The organism is Leucobacter sp. UCMA 4100 (genome assembly GCF_027853335.1).
GTDB lineage: Bacteria > Actinomycetota > Actinomycetes > Actinomycetales > Microbacteriaceae > Leucobacter_A.
In genome coordinates this window covers 2,603,497-2,622,819 of sequence record NZ_JAFEUS010000002.1, presented here as the reverse complement: position 1 = coordinate 2,622,819, position 19,323 = coordinate 2,603,497, and the positions used below count along the sequence as shown (strand labels likewise).

Annotated in this window: 16 protein-coding genes; all 16 read right to left on the bottom strand. The window is 61.2% G+C overall.

Annotated elements, in window-relative coordinates:
- Positions 1 to 8: 8 nt before the first annotated feature.
- Positions 9 to 3,482: a DNA polymerase III subunit alpha gene (gene dnaE / locus JSO19_RS12125; RefSeq protein ID WP_442915695.1), complete on the bottom strand. Its 3,474-nt coding sequence runs from the start codon at positions 3,480 to 3,482 to the stop codon at positions 9 to 11.
- A 106-nt stretch (positions 3,483 to 3,588) separates the two neighbouring features.
- Positions 3,589 to 4,512, bottom strand: coding sequence for an RluA family pseudouridine synthase (locus JSO19_RS12120; RefSeq protein ID WP_270911916.1), 924 nt, complete (start codon positions 4,510 to 4,512; stop codon positions 3,589 to 3,591).
- Positions 4,509 to 5,099 carry a signal peptidase II gene (lspA, locus tag JSO19_RS12115; protein ID WP_270911915.1) on the bottom strand — a complete coding sequence of 197 codons (591 nt, stop codon included), beginning with the start codon at positions 5,097 to 5,099 and terminating at the stop codon, positions 4,509 to 4,511. The genes JSO19_RS12120 and lspA overlap by 4 nt, the downstream gene beginning before the upstream one ends.
- Before the next feature lie 39 nt (positions 5,100 to 5,138).
- The gene (locus tag JSO19_RS12110) at positions 5,139 to 5,759 is read right to left on the bottom strand and encodes a DivIVA domain-containing protein (RefSeq protein ID WP_270911914.1); all 621 of its coding nucleotides are present in this window, start codon (positions 5,757 to 5,759) and stop codon (positions 5,139 to 5,141) included.
- 102 nt (positions 5,760 to 5,861) lie between these two features.
- Entirely contained in the window at positions 5,862 to 6,149 is a 288-nt protein-coding gene (locus JSO19_RS12105) for a YggT family protein (RefSeq protein WP_270911913.1), read from the bottom strand.
- Between the two features lie 3 nt (positions 6,150 to 6,152).
- A complete protein-coding gene (locus JSO19_RS12100) occupies positions 6,153 to 6,641 on the bottom strand; it encodes a cell division protein SepF (RefSeq protein WP_270911912.1) in 489 nt (162 codons plus the stop codon).
- Positions 6,642 to 6,685: 44 nt separating this feature from the next.
- On the bottom strand, positions 6,686 to 7,363 hold the full coding sequence (locus JSO19_RS12095; protein WP_270911911.1) for a YggS family pyridoxal phosphate-dependent enzyme: 678 nt from the start codon (positions 7,361 to 7,363) through the stop codon (positions 6,686 to 6,688).
- A 41-nt stretch (positions 7,364 to 7,404) separates the two neighbouring features.
- Complete coding sequence (gene ftsZ / locus JSO19_RS12090; protein ID WP_442915694.1) at positions 7,405 to 8,571, bottom strand: cell division protein FtsZ; 1,167 nt, start codon at positions 8,569 to 8,571, stop codon at positions 7,405 to 7,407.
- A gap of 157 nt (positions 8,572 to 8,728) precedes the next feature.
- Positions 8,729 to 10,003: a cell division protein FtsQ/DivIB gene (locus JSO19_RS12085; RefSeq protein ID WP_270911910.1), complete on the bottom strand. Its 1,275-nt coding sequence runs from the start codon at positions 10,001 to 10,003 to the stop codon at positions 8,729 to 8,731.
- Positions 10,004 to 10,012: 9 nt separating this feature from the next.
- Complete coding sequence (gene murC, locus JSO19_RS12080; protein WP_270911909.1) at positions 10,013 to 11,410, bottom strand: UDP-N-acetylmuramate--L-alanine ligase; 1,398 nt, start codon at positions 11,408 to 11,410, stop codon at positions 10,013 to 10,015.
- An 80-nt stretch (positions 11,411 to 11,490) separates the two neighbouring features.
- Complete coding sequence (locus JSO19_RS12075; RefSeq protein ID WP_270911908.1) at positions 11,491 to 12,567, bottom strand: UDP-N-acetylglucosamine--N-acetylmuramyl-(pentapeptide) pyrophosphoryl-undecaprenol N-acetylglucosamine transferase; 1,077 nt, start codon at positions 12,565 to 12,567, stop codon at positions 11,491 to 11,493.
- The gene (locus JSO19_RS12070) at positions 12,564 to 13,802 is read right to left on the bottom strand and encodes an FtsW/RodA/SpoVE family cell cycle protein (protein ID WP_270911907.1); all 1,239 of its coding nucleotides are present in this window, start codon (positions 13,800 to 13,802) and stop codon (positions 12,564 to 12,566) included. Before JSO19_RS12070 ends, JSO19_RS12075 begins: the two co-directional genes overlap by 4 nt.
- Positions 13,747 to 15,285: a UDP-N-acetylmuramoyl-L-alanine--D-glutamate ligase gene (murD, locus tag JSO19_RS12065; RefSeq protein WP_270911906.1), complete on the bottom strand. Its 1,539-nt coding sequence runs from the start codon at positions 15,283 to 15,285 to the stop codon at positions 13,747 to 13,749. Before murD ends, JSO19_RS12070 begins: the two co-directional genes overlap by 56 nt.
- The gene (gene mraY / locus JSO19_RS12060; protein WP_270911905.1) at positions 15,282 to 16,364 is read right to left on the bottom strand and encodes a phospho-N-acetylmuramoyl-pentapeptide-transferase; all 1,083 of its coding nucleotides are present in this window, start codon (positions 16,362 to 16,364) and stop codon (positions 15,282 to 15,284) included. Before mraY ends, murD begins: the two co-directional genes overlap by 4 nt.
- Positions 16,361 to 17,770, bottom strand: a complete 1,410-nt coding sequence (locus JSO19_RS12055) for a UDP-N-acetylmuramoyl-tripeptide--D-alanyl-D-alanine ligase (RefSeq protein WP_270911904.1) — start codon at positions 17,768 to 17,770, stop codon at positions 16,361 to 16,363. Before JSO19_RS12055 ends, mraY begins: the two co-directional genes overlap by 4 nt.
- Positions 17,767 to 19,323, bottom strand: coding sequence for a Mur ligase family protein (locus JSO19_RS12050; RefSeq protein WP_270911903.1), 1,557 nt, complete (start codon positions 19,321 to 19,323; stop codon positions 17,767 to 17,769). The genes JSO19_RS12055 and JSO19_RS12050 overlap by 4 nt, the downstream gene beginning before the upstream one ends.

Genomic DNA, 19,323 nt, shown 5'->3' with positions numbered 1-19,323 from the left:
GGTTTCTCCTATACGCTCAAACAGTTCGGGCCGAGCAGCCCCTTTAGCTCGCCAAACAGGTCGCTCGCAATCTTGACCTGCATCGGCAGTTCGAAGAGTCGAATCGACGTATCGGTGTGTAGCCGGAGCGTCACGGGATGAGGGCCGCGGTGGCGCTCGAGCATTGCCTTGAGGTCTTCCATCACCGCTGGCGTCGCACGTGTCTCAGTGAGCGAGATAGTGAGTTCACCACCGTCGTCTATCTGCCCCGTGTCGACCGGTTTCACCCCGTACGCGTGCATGGCCACACCATCGTCGCGCTGGTTCAAGCGCCCACGAATCGAAACGATGACGTCGGGCTGCAGCACGTCTTGAAACTCAAGGTAGGTTTTGCCCATGAACAGCACTTGCATCTCACCACTGAAGTCTTCGAGGGTCACCATGCCGTAAAGGTTGCCCGACTTCGCAGTGCGGTGTTGCACGCTGGTAAGCAAACCCGCGAGCGTCACAATTTCACCGTCGATATCGGCTTCGCTCTCGGCGACCTCGAGCACCGTCGTCGAGGCTTGCTTCGCGAGCACGAGTTCAAGTCCCTTCAGTGGATGGTCTGAGACGTACAGACCCAGCATCTCGCGTTCGAAGGCAAGCTTGTCACGCTTTGACCACTCGGGAGTATCAGGAATACGCGAGTCGATGTTGCTGGTGTCACCCTCTTCGGCAAACAGTGAGTCGAAGTCGAAACCGAGGTTTCCGTGCTCGGCATCTTTCTTCTCTTTCGAGGCCTGGTCTACGGCTCCCTCGTGAATCTGCAAGAGCGCTCGCCTTGTCGCGCCCATCTCGTCAAAAGCTCCGGCCTTAATGAGGGCTTCCACGGTGCGCTTTGAGATGGCCTGCTGCGGCACTTTCTTGAGGTAGTCGTGGAATGACTCGAACGAGCCCTTCGCTTCACGCGACTCACGAATACCGGCAACCACGTTTGCGCCAACGTTACGAATTGCGCCCAAACCGAAGCGAATGTCGTTGCCTACCGCAGAGAAGTTCGCAAATGATGCGTTCACGTCAGGAGGAAGCACCTGAATGCCCATGCGGCGGCACTCGTTGAGGTACACGGCGAGCTTGTCTTTCGAGTCGCCAACACTCGTGAGCAACGCCGCCATGTACTCACCCGGGTAGTGAGCTTTGAGATATGCGGTCCAGTATGAAATCACACCGTAGGCAGCTGAGTGTGCCTTGTTAAACGCGTAGTCAGAGAAGGGCAGCAGAATGTCCCAGAGAGCCTTGATCGCGGCCTCTGAGAAGCCCCGATCTTTCATGCCCCCGGCGAAACCCTCGTACTGTTTGTCGAGCTCCTCTTTCTTTTTCTTGCCCATTGCACGGCGCAAAATATCTGCCTGGCCGAGCGAGAAGCCCGCAACCCGCTGCGCAATCGACATCACCTGCTCCTGGTAGATGATAAGACCGTAGGTCGTGTCGAGAATGTCTTTGAGTGGCTCTTCAAGCTCTGGGTGGATCGGGGTGATCTCTTGCAGCCCATTCTTGCGCAGCGCGTAGTTCGTGTGGGAGTCGGCGCCCATGGGGCCAGGGCGGTAGAGCGCGAGAACGGCCGAAATGTCTTCAAAGTTATCGGGCTTCATGAGGCGCAACAGCCCACGCATGGGCCCGCCATCAAGCTGGAACACCCCGAGAGTGTCACCTTTTGCCAGTAGATCGTACGAAGCCCGGTCGTCAAGTTCAAGGTGTTCAAGGTCAAGATCTTCGCCACGGTTCAAGCGAATATTTTCGAGCGCATCAGAGATAATCGTGAGGTTACGCAACCCCAGAAAGTCCATCTTGATGAGGCCGAGGCCTTCACAGGTCGGGTAGTCGAACTGTGTGACGATCTGCCCATCTTGCTCGCGCTTCATGATCGGAATAATGTCGATGAGCGGATCGCTCGACATGATCACGCCTGCCGCGTGCACGCCCCACTGCCGCTTCAACCCCTCGAGCCCGAGCGCGGTCTCGTAAACGAGCTTGGCGTCAGCATCTTCGTCGAGAACCGTTCGAAACTCAGCGGCCTCTTTGTACCTAGGGTGCTTCGAATCGGTGATGCCCGAGAGCGGAATGTCTTTGGCCATGACCGCAGGGGGCATCGCCTTCGTGAGCTTCTCACCCATGCCGAAGGGAAAGCCCAGCACGCGCGAGGCGTCTTTCAACGCCTGCTTCGACTTAATCGTGCCGTAGGTCACGATCTGCGCTACACGCTCATCGCCGTATTTCTCGGTCACATATTTAATGACCTCGCCACGGCGGCGATCATCGAAGTCGACGTCGAAGTCGGGCATCGAGACACGGTCTGGGTTCAAGAACCGCTCGAAAATCAACCCGTGCTCAAGCGGATCAAGGTCGGTGATGCGCATTGCGTAAGCGGCCATTGAGCCTGCTCCCGAGCCACGCCCCGGGCCCACGCGAATCCCGTTGTCTTTCGCCCAGTTGATGAAGTCGGCAACGACGAGGAAGTAGCCGGGAAAGCCCATCTGCACGATGACGCCGGTCTCGTACTCTGCCTGCTTACGCACGTCATCGGGGATGCCCTGGGGGTAACGGTAGTGCAGGCCCTTCTCGATCTCTTTGATGAACCAGGTCTCTTCGGTCTCACCATCGGGAACGGGGTACTTCGGCATATAGTTGGCGCTCGTGTTGAAGGCCACTTCACATCGCTCAGCGATGAGTAGCGTGTTGTCGCACGCCTCGGGTAGCTCACGAAAGAGGTGCCGCATCTCTGCCGCACTCTTCAGGTAGTAGCCGTTGCCGCTGAACTGGAATCGGTTGGGGTCGTTCATTGTCGAGCCCGACTGCACGCACAGCAGAGCCGAGTGCGACTCGGCGTCGGCAGAGTGCACGTAGTGCAGGTCGTTCGTCGCAACGAGCGGAATCGAAAGGTCCTTCGCGATCGCGAGCAGGTCGGTCTTGACCCTGCGCTCAATCTCAAGACCGTGATCCATAATCTCGCAGAAGTAGTTCTCTTTGCCAAAGAGGTCTTGGAAGTCAGCAGCGGCAGCAAGCGCCTCTTTGTACTGGCCGAGGCGCAACCTCGTGTGAATCTCGCCAGAGGGGCAGCCGGTCGTGGCGATGAGGCCCTTGTGGTAGGTCTGGAGCAACTCGCGATCCATGCGCGGTTTGAAGTAGTAGCCCTCAATCGATGAAAGTGATGAAAGCCTGAAGAGGTTGTGCATGCCTTCGGTGCTCTCAGAGAGCAAGGTCATGTGCGTGTAGGCACCGGCACCCGAAACGTCGTCGCCTGCCCCGTCGCCCCAGCGCACTCGAGTGCGCTCGGAACGGTGCGTGCCGGGCGTGACATAGGCCTCGATACCGATGATCGGTTTCACGCCACGGTCGGTTGCCGTCTTCCAAAAATCGAACGCGCCAAAGGTATTGCCGTGGTCGGTTACCGCGACCGCCGGCATGTTCTGCTCGGCGACCGCATCAATGAGGGGCTTAACGCGGGCAGCCCCGTCAAGCATCGAGTACTCACTGTGCGAGTGCAGATGTACAAAACTTTTTTCGGCCACTCATCCTCCAAATCACGCACCTCAAGGGTACCGCTCCCCACTGACGTTTGCGCTGAGACTACTGTGCGCGAAGGATCGCTAGGGCGTGTTGCAGGTCGTCGGGGTAACCGCTTTCGTACTCAACCCATTCGCCGGTTGCGGGGTGGTCAAAACCAACCTTGACCGCGTGCAACCACTGCCGGTCGAGCCCGACGAGTTCAGCCATCACGGGGTCGCTGCCATACATAGGGTCGCCCACGAGCGGGTGCCGCTGTGCTGACATGTGCACACGAATTTGGTGCGTACGCCCGGTCTCAAGACCGACTTCAAGCAACGAAGCAGCGCGAAACACCTCGAGCGTGTCATAGTGCGTGATCGAGGGTTTCCCGCCGTGCACGACCGCGAACTTCCACTCGTGTTTCGGGTTGCGGGCAATCGGGCCATCAATGGTGCCAGACAGCGGATCGGGGTACCCCTGAACCACCGCATGGTACGTTTTTTCGACCTCTCGATTGCGAAATGCCCGCTTCAACATTGTGTAAGCGTGTTCACTCTTCGCGACGACCATGAGTCCGCTCGTCCCAACGTCGAGTCGCTGCACGATGCCCTGCCGTTCTGGCTGACCCGAGGTCGAGATGCGAAAACCCGCTCCCGCGAGCGCGCCCAGCACGGTCGGGCCGCTCCAGCCGAGCGATGGGTGCGCTGCAACACCGGCCGGCTTGTCGATAACGACGATGTGTTCATCGTCGTGAATGACCGAGAGCTCGGGAACGATAACGGGCTCGATTGTTGGCTCTGCCTTCGGAGTCCATTCAACGACGAGCATGCCACCAGCGTGCAGACGGTCAGATTTTTGCAGCGGAACGCCGTCGAGCGTTGCTTGTCCCGCCGCAATCACCTGCTGTGCGAACACCCGTGAAAAGCCCAACAGCTTTGCGAGCGCAGCGTCAGCACGCTCCCCTACGAGCCCATCAGGCACGGGAAGGTGACGAAGCTCACTCATCGTCGCTCCAGGCCCGACTCAGGGTCGGTGTGCGTGGTCTCGGTTGTGGCATCGGCAGCCTGGCGTTCACGTGGCTCACGCTTGCCGTCGAAGCCCACCCCCAGGAGCATGCAGATGAGAAAGAGGCCCATGCCCGAGACAACTGCGATATCAGCAACGTTGTAAATGGCGGGCAGCATCCATGGGGTGTAAACAAAGTCGACCACATGCCCCTGGGCAAAACCAGGTTCCCTGAAGAAGCGATCGAGCACGTTCCCGAGAGCGCCACCGAGCACGAGGCCCGCGACTACGGCCCACAGCGTCGACTGGGCTTTACGCAGGTAGAAGGCGATCACGACAACCACGAGGCTCGAAATGATCGTAAACAGCCAGGTCGCATTGCTCAAGAAGGAAAACGCGGCGCCCGAGTTAAACATGAGCATCCACTGCAGGGCCTCACCAAAAACGGGAACCGGAGTTCCCTCGGTGAGGTTCTGCAGCGCCCACTGCTTCGTGACCTGGTCAGTAGTAATGACCACGGCCGCAACAAGAACGGCAAATACGGTCCAGCGAGCACGGTAGCGTGTGGCTACCGTGCTCGCTGCCACGTTGTCGTTCGGAGACGCGAGGGGCTCCAAAATACGCGACTAGTTCAGGTTGCCCGGCTTATCACCGGGTTCTGGCGAACCATCGAGGTTGCGCAGCTGCGCCTCAATGTATGAGCGCAACGTGCCGCGGTATTCACTCTCGAAGTCGCGAAGGTCGTTGATGCGGTTCTGCAGGTCGAGACGACGGCCGTTGAGGTCGTCGAGCACGTCTGAGCGCTGCTTCTCTGCTTCGGAAACGAGTTCGCGTGCTTTCTTCTCACCAACCGTGATGAGCTCGTCGCGAGTCGATTCGCCCTCGTTGACGTACTTGTCGTGCAGTTCGAGTGCGAGCTGCAGCATTGCGCTCGACTTGATCGCATCGGGGTTGGTCGCGCCAACAGCCTCTGCGGTCGCTGCTGCAGGCACCTCGGGTGCAGCGGCAGCCTGCGGCGCTGCAGGCACAGCTGAAACCGGCTGAGCCTGGGCGGCAGCGCGCTGCTCTTCCAGCTGTGCGGTAAGTTCTTCAACCTTGGCACGCAGTTCGTCGCGCTCAACCTCGACCTGGCGCAGGTCTTCGCCAATCTTGTCGAGGAAGTCGTCAACCTGATCCATGTCGTAGCCGTCACGGAATTTCGTGATGGCAAACTTCTGGTTCAGAATGTCATCTGAGGTAAGGGCCATGTCCTACTTCTTCTTTCGTTGGGATTTCATGCCAAGCGTTCTGCATATACGCTACCAAATAAATTGGAGGGCAGCGCAATCAGATCGGGTAACGGCACTCGGTTACGGAAGGATTGCGATGATGATTCGGCAGGCAACGATCACGACGATCCACGCAATATCGAGCATGATGTTGCCGATTCTGATGGGTGGAATCACCTTGCGCACAAGCCTCAAGGGTGGATCGGTCAGGCGGTAGACACCGTCAACGAGAATGAGGAAAAAGCCCTTGGGCCGAAAATCACGTTTGAGGACAACAACCCAGTCGAGAATGAGCCTCGCCCACAAAACGTACGTGTATATGAGCAGCGCGATCTGAAGACCGAAGCTGACACCAAAAAGAATCGACACGGCTTACTGAGCGGTTACGAAGAACGAACCCGAGCCAGACTCGTGGCTCACCTGCTCCTGCGGGCCGCTCACCTCGATGTGCTCGGGGCTCAGCAAGAAGACCTTGCTCGTGACGCGCTCGATCTTGCCGCCAAGGCCCATCACGAGACCACTCGAGAAATCGATGAGACGTTTAGCGTCGTTCTCATTCATTCGTGAGAGGTTCAGGATCACCGGGATACCCGCGCGGAAATTCTCAGCAACGGTCTGTGCGTCGCTGTACTGCGTCGGGTGCATGGTCAAAATTTCGTTCATGGTCCCTGCTGCTGGCTTCGTGACGGGAGTCACACGGCGCAGAGGCGTCACCGGGGCCTTGGCCTCAGTGGCGACAGGCGCGACGGGCGCGCTCTCAGCTTTTGGCGCCTGGCCCTTGGGCTGCTCCACGGGCATCTCTTCGAGCTCTTCTTCGGCAAGGCCGAGAAAGACCATCGTTTTCTTGAGTGGATTGCTCATGGATTTCTCCCTGCGTTTCGTGTCTCGATACTTCGAGCGTAGTGTCAGTACGCTCTATTTCCGGTGATTGCGCTGCCAATTCTCAGGTGTGTCGCGCCCCACCGCAAGGCTTCTTCGAAGTCGTGGGTCATGCCAGCAGAGATCGACGTGGCCTCGGGGGCGAGCGCTTGAACCCGCTCAGAGTAACCGCGCAAGCGCTCGAACGCCCGTCCTGCTTCTTCGCCAAGAGGCGCAACCGCCATAACACCGCGCAGCGTGATTGCCTCGACGCCGAGCACATGCTCGGTCATGCGCTCAAGGTCGGCCGGTTCGATACCGCCCCGACCCTCGTCTGCAGTCATGTTGACTTGCAAGAAACCGTCAATGGGCTGCTCGATGGTCGCGAGCGCGTCAATGACGGCCTCGCGGTCAAGCGAGTGAATTGACGAGGCATACTGCGCAGCTTGACGAGCCTTATTACTCTGCAGCTGACCGACAAAGTGCCAGCGAATATCAAGGTCTTCGGTCTCGCGGGCTTTTGCCCTCGCCTCCTGGTGGCGGTTCTCGCCGAAGTCCTTGACCCCAATGCTCGCGAGAGCACGAACCGTCTCCTGCGGGTGAAACTTTGACACCACGATGAGCGTCACTTCATCTCGCGAGCGGTCGCTCTCGCGACATGCCCGCTCAATGCGCTGCTCGATTTCGGCGATCCGCTCGGCGTAAACATGCGCTTCTTCAGTCACAGCAATACCCTTTCTTCGCGTTTGGGCTCAGGTACGTCGGCCTACTTGAGGAAATCAGGAATGTCGAGGTCGCTGTCATCGCCGCTCACGAAGGCATCGTCTTCGGTCGGCGTTGAGGCTCCGAGGAGCCCCTCAACGGCCGCATCGCGTGACGAGTCTCCCGTGATCGAGGCGACAACCTCTTCTTCTGCCTCGGCAGCGGCTGTGAAAGGGTCAACGTGAATGCCGCGACGGCCTCGCTCGACCTGTGGCTCAGCCACAGCCTTGTTGTCGTCGAATCCTGCCGCGATGACGGTCACGCGAACCTCGTCGCCGAGCGTGTCATCAATGACGGTACCGAAGATAATGTTTGCCTCGGGGTGCACGACCTCTTGCACGAGCGACGAAGCCTCGTGAATCTCGTGCAGTGCAAGGTTCGATGAGCCCTGAATCGAGAGCAGCACACCGTGCGCACCCTCGACCGAAGCCTCAAGCAGCGGTGACGAAACGGCGAGCTCAGCGGCCTTGATCGCACGGTCAGCGCCGCGCGCCGAGCCAATGCCCATGAGCGCCGAACCGGCACCCTGCATGACCGACTTCACGTCGGCAAAGTCAAGGTTAATGAGACCCGGGGTCGTGATGAGGTCGGTAATGCCCTGGACGCCCGCGAGCAGCACCTGGTCAGCGGCCGCAAAAGCCTCAATCATGCTGATGCCGGGATCAGTAATTTCGAGCAGGCGATCGTTCGGAACGACGATGAGGGTATCAACCTCTTCGCGCAGCGCTTCAACACCGGCGTCGGCCTGGGCCGAGCGGCGCTTGCCCTCGAACCCGAAGGGGCGGGTGACAACGCCAATGGTGAGGGCACCGACCGACTTGGCAATACGGGCCACAACGGGGGCCGCACCGGTTCCGGTGCCACCGCCCTCACCCGCGGTCACGAAAACCATGTCAGCGCCAGAGAGCGCCTCTTCAATCTCGTCGGCGTGATCTTCAGCCGAGCGGCGACCCACCTCGGGGTCTGCCCCGGCACCAAGACCGCCGGTGAGCACTCGCCCAATACCGAGCTTGACGTCGGCTTCGCTCATAAGCATGGCCTGAGCGTCGGTGTTGACCGCGATGAACTCGACGCCGCGAAGCCCGAGCTCGATCATGCGGTTCACCGCGTTGACGCCGCCGCCGCCAACGCCGACGACCTTGATAATGGCGAGGTTGTTCTGGGTGGACAAGTTCGTCTCCGCTCTTTCTGCAACCTTAAACCTCTACTAGAGGGTTAAAGTATATGCTGCGTATACCTTTATGCCTTCACGGTACGGCGTGATGCCCAAAGGCTCAGCACGACACACCGATGAGACAACTTTTTTGCTGAAACATTGAGATTCGACCCTACCCCGCCGGAATATAGACGGGCGCGTCGGGCGAAGAAACGTCGATGCTCTGCAGCGCGACGTCACCGAGCGCCGTGAGCATCGCCTCAAGAACCGCCGACTTTCTGGCGTTATTCGCCGAGTCGCCCCACAACACCGGAACGCCAGAACCCAGTGTGACCTGCACCTGTTGCGGGGTTTCTGCGCTGATCTCGGTGATGCGGTTTCGCGTCACGTCGGGCATCGCGCTCAGCACGGTCGCCATAGCGGTGAACGCGTCAGAGCTAAAGTCGGTTCCCACGCCCCGCACCAGCGGAATACCCTCTGGCCGTTCGGCCTGTGGCACCACGTCGATGCGAACACCGGAAGCATCAACAAGCATGACCTCTTCGTTCTGCGGCACGGCAACAACGGGAACACGCTCTTGCACGACGACAGTAAGCGTGTGCGGCGGAATCTTTTCAACCTCAAAGTTCTGCAAAAGGGTGAGCCCCTCGAGCTTCTCGTGCACCGCGTCATCGGTCACGAGCGCGAGCGGCATCCCTTTAACCCCATCGAGTGCGTCGATAATTTCGGCCTCGGGCACGCGGTCTGCCCCGCGCACCTCGATAACCCGAACCGACATGAGCGGCGTGAAAACGCCGACGAGCACAGAGAGCACGAGAATGCTCACCGCGCTCAACGCAATGAGTTGCACCCTGCGTCGTTGCCGCTGGTGTTGTGAAAATCGCAACCGCTCGTGCCGTTCACGCTTTTTCCTGCCACGCTCGGCGGCGCGAACCTCTTTCTTGGCATCACGGTACTGCGCGTCGGCGGCACGTCGGTCTGAAAAAGCCTCGAGCTGAGCGCCCGCCTTCCCTCGAAATCGCGAGACTCCTGCGGGCACAATCGAGACCGTCGGCTGGGCATCTTCATCGTCGCCCCACGAGCCCGCTTCCGCGCCCTCATCTGCCTCGTCGGCCTGCCCCGATCCGCTGCCAACCGCATCGTCGTGAGCAGGATATTCGCGAGCTACACCATCGCCGAGCTGCGCATCAAATGCGTCGGCGTCAAGAGCATCGTCGAGAGCCGGCAGCTCACCGAAACCGTCAAACCGCGCCGAGGTTCCGCTCGAGAGCTGTACCGTTTCGGCTGAGGTCTCGTCGCTTTGCCCACCGATGTATTGTGCCGCAACAACATGCGGCGCTTCGGGCTCACCCGACGGTTCTCTCTCCCCCGGTTCTTCGTGATCACGAGGCCGTGGCCACTCTCCCGGGGTTCCTTCTGAATACCGAAATCCCTTAGGCCGTTTCACAGGGCGCCCCTAGGCAAACTTTCGCTCGAGCGCGTCAAGCAGCTGCGGAATGATCTGGTACACCGTGCCGCAGCTCATCGTCACGCAGACGTCACCGGGCCGCGCGATCTCAGCAAGATGCTCTGCGGCGCCCTGCCACTCTGGCTGGAACGACACCTTCGCCCCATCGCGAAATTTCGAGCTCACAATCTCACCGGTGACCCCCTCAACCGGGTCTTCGCGGGCAGCATCGATCGCGAGCACGAGCGTGTAATCGGCGTTCTGCTCGAGAACGTCGGCGAACTCCTGAGCGAACATCTGCGTGCGGCTGAAGAGGTGAGGCTGGTGGATCGCGATTAGTCTCCCCTCACCAACCACCGGCCTGATCGAGCTGAGCAGCGCCTCGACCTCGGTCGGGTGGTGCGCGTAGTCGTCGTAGACCCGAACGCCTGCGACCTCACCGTGAAATTCGAACCGGCGCCTCGTTCCCCCGAACGATGCCACCGCGGCCGCCGCCTCTTCGAGGCTGAAGCCGAGCGTGAGCAGCACGCCGACAACACCCGCCGCGTTGACGGCGTTGTGTCTGCCGTACACCGACAGACCGGTGGTCGCGCGCTGGCCGTCGTATTCGAGCGTGAGCCGAACCGTGTCGGTGTCGTCGATATCAACAACGCGCAGGTCGCAACCTTCGCTCTCACCAAACGTAAAGACCTTCTTGGCATCGAGCCGCGGCAGAATCTCGCGGGTTCCGGCGTCATCGCCCGAGATGACGATGCGCTCGCGAGCGCCATCGGCGAACTCGACGAACGCGTCCATAAACGCATCGCGACTGCCGTAAAAATCAAGATGCTCAGGATCGACGTTGGTAATAAGCGCGATCGCCGTGTCATAGAGCAGGAACGATTTGTCTGACTCGTCTGCTTCGAGCACGAAGAGATCGTCGTCGCCGTGCGCCGCGCTCACGCCGAGCGATTCGATGACGCCGCCGTTGACAAACGAGGGGTCCCGCTTCAGTTCATGCAGCGCGTTGACCGTCATGCCGGTGCTCGTGGTCTTCCCGTGAGCCCCGGCAACGGCGATCGTTCGCTTGCCGCGCGACAACCACGCGAGCGCCTGTGAACGGTGCAGCACCGGGATATCGTTTCGAAGCGCGTACTGGTACTCAGGGTTGTCCTGCCACAGCGCACCGGTCACCACGAGCGTGTCTGCCCCGTGCGCATGCTTCTCGTCGTGACCGATGCCAATCGAGATGCCGAGTTCTTGAAGCGCCCGCGTGTTCGCGTTCTCGCTTCGATCTGACCCACTCACCTGAACACCAGCGGAGTGCAGCATTCGCGCGATACCGCTCATGCCCGATCCGCCGATGCCAACGAGGCAAACGTTTCCGAGCGATTCGGGAATCGTGACGTTCAGGTCAGGGTAGATCATGGGCTGGGCTCCTAAGCTCTTCGATGTCGAGGGTAGCGCGTTACGGCTGTAGTCGGGCTGAGCCGCGCGGCTGTGGGATGTTAGCGCGTTCGCAGCACGTCGAGCACGACATCATAGAGCTGCTCTGTGCCCGTCAACGTGCCGACCTGTTTGGCGAGGGCCCCCATGCGTTCGAGTTGCTCCTGGTCGGTCGCAAGCGGAATGAGTTCGCGCAGCACCCACTCGGGCGTCAGCACTTCATCGGCGACGAGGATCGCGCCGCCGGACTCAACAACAGAACTCGCGTTGAACGCTTGCTCACCGTTGCCGAAGCCGTAGGGAACGAGAATCGACGGAATACCGAGACCCGAGATTTCACTCACTGCAGTTGAGCCGGCACGGGAGACCACGAGATCGCACGCCGCAAACGCAAGATCCATGCGGTCACAGTACTCGATGACGTGGTACCCCTCGACACCAGGGTCGACCATCTCGGTGAGGCCGCCCCACACGTGCAACACTTGGATACCCTCGGCAACGAGCGCACGCGCGTTTGCCGAGATGCCCTCGTTGATGGCCTTTGCGCCGAGCGAACCGCCCGTCACGAGCAGCGTCGTGCGCTCGGGGTCAAGCCCGAAGTGCTCGCGCGCGGCAGGCCTCGCGGCGGTGATGTCAAGCGAGGTGATCTCGGGGCGAAGCGGCATGCCCGTGACAATCGCTCCCTGAATCGGCGTGCCAGGAAAGGTCACGGCGACGGCGGCCGCTCGTTTCGCGCCCTGCTTATTCGCGAGCCCCGGTTTTGCGTTCGCCTCGTGAATGACCGTCGGCACGTTCTCGAGCTTCGCCGCGCGGTACGCGGGAGCGGAGGCATAGCCGCCGAAACCGACAACAACGTCAACGGCTTCGTCGCGGATCATCTCGCGCACGATCGAGACCGCCCGCAAGTATTTCGCCGGGAACTTCAACGCGTACCCACTCGGCTTTCGCGGAAACGGGAGCCGGTCGATGGTGCGCAGCTCGTAACCGCGTTGCGGAACGAGACGCGCCTCGAGCCCCTCCTTGGTTCCGAGCACGAGAATCTTGCTCTCGGGCTCCCGCTCACGAATGAGATCGGCGAGGGCGAGCAGCGGGTTCACGTGCCCCGCGGTGCCACCCCCCGCGAGAAGATACGTCGTCATGCACCCGTTCCTTTCGTTTGCACGGTTCCCGTGCGCAATTCTTCCTGATACTGAGCACCGTCGCGCGCAATCGATAAGACAACACCCATGGCGATCAGGGTCGCGACGAGGGCTGTTCCTCCAGAGCTAATGAGTGGCAGGGGCACGCCGATGACGGGAAGCAACCGAACGACGACGCCGATGTTGAGCAGCGCCTGCCCCACGATCCACACGAGCACCCCACCGACGACGCCCTTACCGAAGCGGTCGCGTGACATCCCGATGACCTTGAAGAGCAGGTAGGCGAGGCCGACGTACAACAGCATCGTGGCAACGGCGCCGACGAACCCGAACTCTTCGCCGATGATCGCGAAGATGTAGTCGTTGTCAGCTGCGGGAAGCCATGACCACTTGGCTTTCGAGCTCCCGAGGCCAGAGCCAAACATCTCGCCCCCAGCGAGCGCCCAGATGCCGTGAAGTGGCTGCCAGTCGTGGCCGCTGTAGTCTTCTTCGTTACTCACGAGCCCCATAAGCCTTCGCATGCGGTTCTCGCTCGTCACGAGGAAGAGCAGAGCAGCGGCAACCGCTGCTGCCACCACGAGACCGATCGTTTTCCAGTCGATATCGGCAAAGATGAGCACACCAATGACGATCGCAAACATGACCATCGCGGTACCGAGGTCACCACCGAAGAGTACCGTCGCAACGGCCAGCACGGCACCGGGAATGACCGCTGGAATGAGCGCATGAATCGGCTTCGCGATGAGTTTCTCTTTGAACTGCAGTACCGTCGACATCCACACGATCATCGCGAGCTTCAGGAACTCGGAAGGCTGCAGGCCGATTGTCTCGGTGATGCGCACCCAGTTTCGGTTACCGCCAACTTCGAAACCCAACGGCGTGAACACGAGCATCTGAAGCACGAGACCGAGGCCGAAAAAGCCCCACGCCCACTTCTTCCAGAACCACAGCGGTATGCGAGAGGCGATGATCATGAGCAACAGGCCGAAGAGCGCGTAAAGCGCCTGGCGCTGAAAGCCGCCGAGAAACCCCGCACCGTTTAAGTACGAGGTAATGGACGACGCCGAAAGCACCATGATGAGCCCGAAGGCCACAAAGAGCAGGGTAATGCCCCACAGCATGAGCACGGTGACGTTCGATTCGGCAACACGACCCTTCGTGAGCCGAATGCGAACGACCCTAGTGGTCAGCGGCGTCGTCTGAGGCTCCTGGGGATTCTGCTCGGTGTGCGGCATTATCTTCCCCCTCCATCATGTCTCGAAGCGCTGCCTGAAAGCGTTCACCGCGATCACTGTAGCCCGTGAATTGGTCGAGCGAGGCGGCGGCCGGTGAGAGCAGAACCGTATCACCCGTGGTCGCGAGCTCACTGGCAACCGCGATGACCCGGGGCATGATCGCCTCGGTCTGGGTCTCTGACACCTCAACGACCGTGAGCTCAGGGGCATGTGCTCCAAGCGACGCAAGCACTTCACTCCGGTCTTCACCAATCACGACGGCGGCGCTCAGCCGCGCGAGGTTCTTGGTCACGAGTTCATCGATTGATGCGCCTTTGAGCTGCCCACCGACGATCCACACCACCCGGCTAAAAGCTCGGAGCGAGGCGTCGGCCGCGTGCGGGTTCGTCGCCTTCGAATCGTCGATCCAGGCGACGCCGTCGTGGGTGCCGAGGCGCTGTACACGGTGCGCGTCGGGGGCGAAGCTGAGCACCGCAGCCGCGATCGCTTCAGGGGTGACCCCGAGCGACCTCGCGAGCGCTGCCGCCGCAAGAACGTCTTCGACGAGATGTGGTGCAGCCAAGCCGCGCCCATCGAGCTCTTCGACGCTCAACAGTTCGAGGGCCGTTGAACGGCGCTCCTCGTGGAAGCCTCGGTCGATGAGCAGGCCTTCAACAATGCCAAGGCCGCTCGGTGGCGGGGTGTCGAGCCCGAAGCTCACGGCCCGCGCCCCCTCGACCACGTCGGCATCGCCTACGAGTCGCTCGGTCACGGCATCGGCGCGGTTGTACACGCAGGCAAAGCGCACGTTCTCGTACACGCGCCCCTTCGCGAGCTCGTAGGCCTCGCGCGAGCCGTGCCAGTCGAGGTGATCGTCGGCGATGTTGAGCACGACGCTCGAGTGCGGCGAGATCTCGCCGAGGCGGTGCAGCTGAAAGCTTGAGAGTTCAACCACGAGCGCGTCGAAGCCCTCGGGGTCGCGGATCGCATCGAGAATCGGCACGCCGATATTGCCAACGGGCGCGGCTTTGAGCCCGCCCGATTGAAGCATGTGCGCGGTGAGCTGCGAGGTCGTCGTTTTCCCGTTGGTGCCGGTCACGCACACCCACTCGGCGATGCGGTCGGTTTTGTCGCGCAGTCGCCACGCGAGCTGAATATCGCCCCAGACGGGAATGCCCGCCTCTTCTGCCCAGACGGTGAGCGGGTGATCGGGGCGATAGCCGGGCGAAACGACCACGAGGTCGGCTGCAAAACCCTTGAGATCGGCAAGCTGGCCCTCGGTTTCGGCAATTGCCGTGTGCGAGACGCCGAGCACGTCGAGAATGCGTTCGGTATCGGGGTCAGGGTTCGCCGAGATAACCCGCACCGTTGCCCCGAGCTCGGCGAGGGTGTCTGCGACCGAGAAGCCGGTCACGCCGAGGCCGAGCACCGCGACTCGCAGGCCCTTCCAATCGTCGTGCCAGCTGTTCAGCGCGAGAACCCGCTCTGCATTCCACTCGCTCACTGCTGCAGCACCCACTCGCCGTAGAAGAGCGCGATGCCCGCGAGCACGAGCACACCGGCGATGATCCAGAACCGCACAACGACCGTGACTTCAGCCCAGCCTTTGAGCTCGAAGTGGTGGTGAATGGGACTCATGAGGAAGATGCGTTGCCCCTTAGTGATTTTGAAGTAGAGGCGTTGCACGATGACCGAGCCAGTCTCGATGATGAAGAGGCCACCGATGAGCAGGAGCAGGAGCTCGGTCTGCGTAAGAATCGCGAGTGCGGCAATCGCGCCACCGAGGCCGAGCGAGCCGGTATCGCCCATGTAAATGTGTGCGGGGCTCGTGTTCCACCAGAGAAAGCCGATGAGGCCGCCGATGAGCGCTGCGGCGATGACGGCGAGGTCGAGCGGATCGCGCACGTCGTAGCAGCCGGGCTCAATGCGAATGGCGCAGGCCTCGTTGTGCTGCCAGAAGCCGATCATGACGTATGCCGAGAGCGCGAGAATCGAGGCCCCCGTTGCGAGACCGTCGAGACCGTCGGTCACGTTGACCGCGTTCGAGGTCGAGGTGACGATCACGATGATCCAGATCACGAAGAGGATTGTGCCGGCGATGAGGCCAAACTGCATGAAGTCGAAGGGCAGGTCTCGAAAGAGCGAGATGCTCGTTGACGCAGGCGTGAGACCGCGGGCGTTTGCAAAGCGGATCGCGAGCAGCGCGAAGAGCACCGCAACAACGACCTGGCCGAAAATCTTTGCCCAACCGCCGAGTCCGAGTGACTGCTGCTTATGGGTCTTGAGGAAGTCATCAATGAAGCCGACGACGCCTAGGCCGACCGTCATGAGAATGACGAGCAGGCCTGATGCGGTCGGGGGCGACCCCGCGGCGAGGTGACCGACGAAGTAGGCGATCACCGAACCAGAGATGAAGATGAGGCCGCCCATCGTCGGGGTGCCTCGCTTCGAGTAGTGCGACTTTGGCCCGTCTTCACGAATGAACTGGCCCCACTGCAGTCGCTTGAAGCCCCGAATAAAGACCGGGGTAAGAGTAAGTGAGAAAAGCAGCGAGAAGGCTGCGGCAACGATGATAGCAATCATGAGAATTCCTTCCCAAGTCTATCCCCGAGATGGCGCAGACCAGCGGCATTTGACGACTTTACGAGCACGGTGTCGCCGGGCTGCAAGAGACCCTGCACGTAGTCGAAGGCCTCGTCTTGCGTTTCGAAGAACACGCTCTCGCCGTCCCATGCACCCTCGTTGATCGCGCTGATGTGCATGCGGCGCGCCTCGGCGCCGACAATCACAAGCTGGCTGATGCGCAGGCGCACCGCGAGCAGACCGATCCGGTCGTGCTCAGCACCCGAGTACTCACCGAGCTCGCTCATTGCACCCAGCACCGCAACGGTGCGCGCCTCTGGCTGCGCGATCTGGGCGAGGGTTTTGAGGCCAGCGGCCATGCTGTCCGGGCTCGCGTTGTAGGCATCATTGATGATCGTGATGTTATCGCGGCCCCCGAGCACCTCCATGCGCCACTTCGCGGGCCGGGTGGTCTTCTCGAGCACTTCAACGATCGTGTCGAGCGTCACGCCGAGCTCGAGCGCAGCGGTCGCTGCCGCGAGGGCGTTCATGACGTGGTGTTCGCCGAGTACCGGGAACGAGACGGGCGCTTGCTGCCCGTCGGCGTGAAGGGTGAAGCGGGTGCCCTTGGCGCTCGTCGTCACGTCGTCAGCCCATACATCGGCACGATCTGACATGCCGAACCAGCGCACCCTTGCCCGGGTGAGCGCCGCCATCTTGGCAACACGCGGGTCGTCAATGTTGAGCACAGCGACCGAGGTCGGCGCGAGATCGCGAACCATCTCGCTCTTTGCCCGGAACGTTGCTTCGATGTCGCCGAACTCGCCCGCGTGAGCGAGACCGACCGTCAGCACGATACCGATGCTCGGGGGCGCCATGCGCACGAGCCGAGCGATATCGCCTTCGACGCTCGCCCCCATCTCGGCGACAAGCACCCGAGTGTCTTCCTCGACGCGAAGCGCCGTCAGCGGCCCTCCGACCTCATTGTTGAACGACTTCTCTGAGGCCACGGTCGATCCGACCGTTTCGGCCATGCGCTGCAGCAGATTCTTGGTCGTGGTTTTTCCGTTCGAGCCAGTCACGCCTACCGTGAGCAGGTGGCCGCGCTCATTCACCCGAGCGAGCACCTCGGTCGCGAGCATTGCGAGCGCATCGGTCGCGTCGCTCACCACGACCTGCGGCACCGTGTCAAGCACATCACGCTCGACCACGAGCAACGCTGCGCCTCGTTCGACGGCCGGCTCCACGAAACGGTGGCCGTCGGTCTCCTCGCCACGGCGGGCGAAGAAGATCTGGCCGGGCCCCACCTCTCGTGAGTCGGTCTGTGAGATACCGTCAATCGTGGCATCGGCCGTGAGCCCGCTTGAGCCCAAAAGCAACGTACCGTTGACCGCGGTTGCGATCTCGGCGAGTGTGAGTGTAATCACGCCATCAGTCCTGCCTCGCGGAGTGCCCCGCGTACTTCATCCCTTGCTGAATACGGGAGCATCTGCCCCGCCACTTCCTGGTAGGTCTCGTGCCCCGGCCCCGCATAGACGATGATGTCTTCGGGTCCTGCCGCGCTGATCGCGAAGCGGATCGCCTCGCGGGGGTCGGCGATCTCGTGAATGCTCGTACGTCCACCGGCTTGCCGTGCTCCCTCGAGCAGTTGCGCCCGAATTGACGCCGGGTCTTCGAAGCGCGGGTGGTAGTCGCAGATGATGAGGGTGTTCGAACCAGCGGCAGCGATCCGCCCCATCTCGGCTCGCTTCGTGGTGTCGCGGTCGCCATCGGCACCAAACATGAAGATGATGTTGCCGGTCGCGACATCGCCGAGGCCATCGAGCATCGATTCAAAGCTGCCGGGCGTGTGACCGTAGTCAACGAAGAACTTCGGGCCCTTCGCACCGGGGTTCATGAGTTCGAGGCGCCCGGGAATGGAGACGGGAATCGGCTCTGTGGCGAGCAACGCTTCAAGGTTCGAGAGGTCGATGCCTGCCTCGTGCATCATGATGATCGCGAGCGCGGCGTTCTCTGCCATGAAGGTGCCGAAGAGGGGAACCCGCCCGCGGAAGTACGCGTTGTCGGGGCCCTGCAACACAAACGAGACCCCATCGACCGTGTGGTTCGTGATCGCGAGATGCCAGTCGGCCGACTGACCGTAGGCGGTCGAGAGCGTTGTGACCGGGATCTCGCTCTCTTTAGCGATGCGCTGGCCGTGGGGTGAGTCGACCACCACGACGCCGCGTGCCGCGTGCTGCTTCGTGAAAAGCGCTTGCTTCGCAGCAAAGTAGGTTTGCATGTCACCGAACTCGTCGAGGTGATCCTGCGAGAAGTTATTGAAGGCGACGACGTCGAACATGATGCCGTCGATACGGTGCCTCACGACCGCCTGAGCCGAGACCTCAAGCGCCACCGCGGTGACGTCATCTTCGATCATGCGAGCGAGCAGTCCGTGCATTTCTGAGGCTTCAGGAGAGGTGAGATTGCTCTCGATCGCGACGTCGCCAATGCGGCGCTCGGCGGTCGTCGAAATGCCGGTGGTGTGCCCGACCAGTCGCAGGAGCGCATCGAGCATGTAGACCACGCTCGTCTTGCCGTTCGTGCCGGTAATGCCGAAGACCTTAGCGTCAAGCTCACCGGTACGGTAGATGTCGGCCGCGAGAGCGCCGAGCAGCGTTCGCGGGTGAACCTCGGTCACGAGCACCGGAACGCTCACACCGACGAGCTTCTCAGCCCCAGCAGCATCGGTCACAATCGCGACAGCACCGTTGCCGATCGCCTGCGCGCCAAACGATGCACCGTGTTGCTTGGCACCGGGCATGCCGACGTAGAGATCGCCGGGCCTCACGTCTCGCGAATCGAGCGTAATTCCCGAGATCGTAGCCTCGTTCCCCTGAGGCGCAACTGCCTCGATGATACGCAGACCGTGCGCGGCAGCAAGTGCCCTGGTCTCGGCCGGTTCCCCCCGTTTTGGCCTGATCGTCATTCCCTCGCTCAT

Excerpts from the sequence above, each read along its gene's own strand:
- JSO19_RS12050 (WP_270911903.1), bottom strand. The coding sequence starts at position 19,323 with ATGAGCGAGGGAATGACGATCAGGCCAAAACGGGGGGAACCGGCCGAG.
- murC (WP_270911909.1), bottom strand. The coding sequence starts at position 11,410 with ATGATCTACCCTGACCTGAACGTCACGATTCCCGAATCGCTCGGAAAC.
- JSO19_RS12075 (WP_270911908.1), bottom strand. The coding sequence starts at position 12,567 with ATGACGACGTATCTTCTCGCGGGGGGTGGCACCGCGGGGCACGTGAAC.
- dnaE (WP_442915695.1), bottom strand. The coding sequence starts at position 3,482 with ATGCTTGACGGGGCTGCCCGCGTTAAGCCCCTCATTGATGCGGTCGCC.
- mraY (WP_270911905.1), bottom strand. The coding sequence starts at position 16,364 with ATGATTGCTATCATCGTTGCCGCAGCCTTCTCGCTGCTTTTCTCACTT.
- JSO19_RS12100 (WP_270911912.1), bottom strand. The coding sequence starts at position 6,641 with ATGAGCAATCCACTCAAGAAAACGATGGTCTTTCTCGGCCTTGCCGAA.
- JSO19_RS12120 (WP_270911916.1), bottom strand. The coding sequence starts at position 4,512 with ATGAGTGAGCTTCGTCACCTTCCCGTGCCTGATGGGCTCGTAGGGGAG.
- JSO19_RS12110 (WP_270911914.1), bottom strand. The coding sequence starts at position 5,759 with ATGGCCCTTACCTCAGATGACATTCTGAACCAGAAGTTTGCCATCACG.
- JSO19_RS12070 (WP_270911907.1), bottom strand. The coding sequence starts at position 13,802 with ATGCCGCACACCGAGCAGAATCCCCAGGAGCCTCAGACGACGCCGCTG.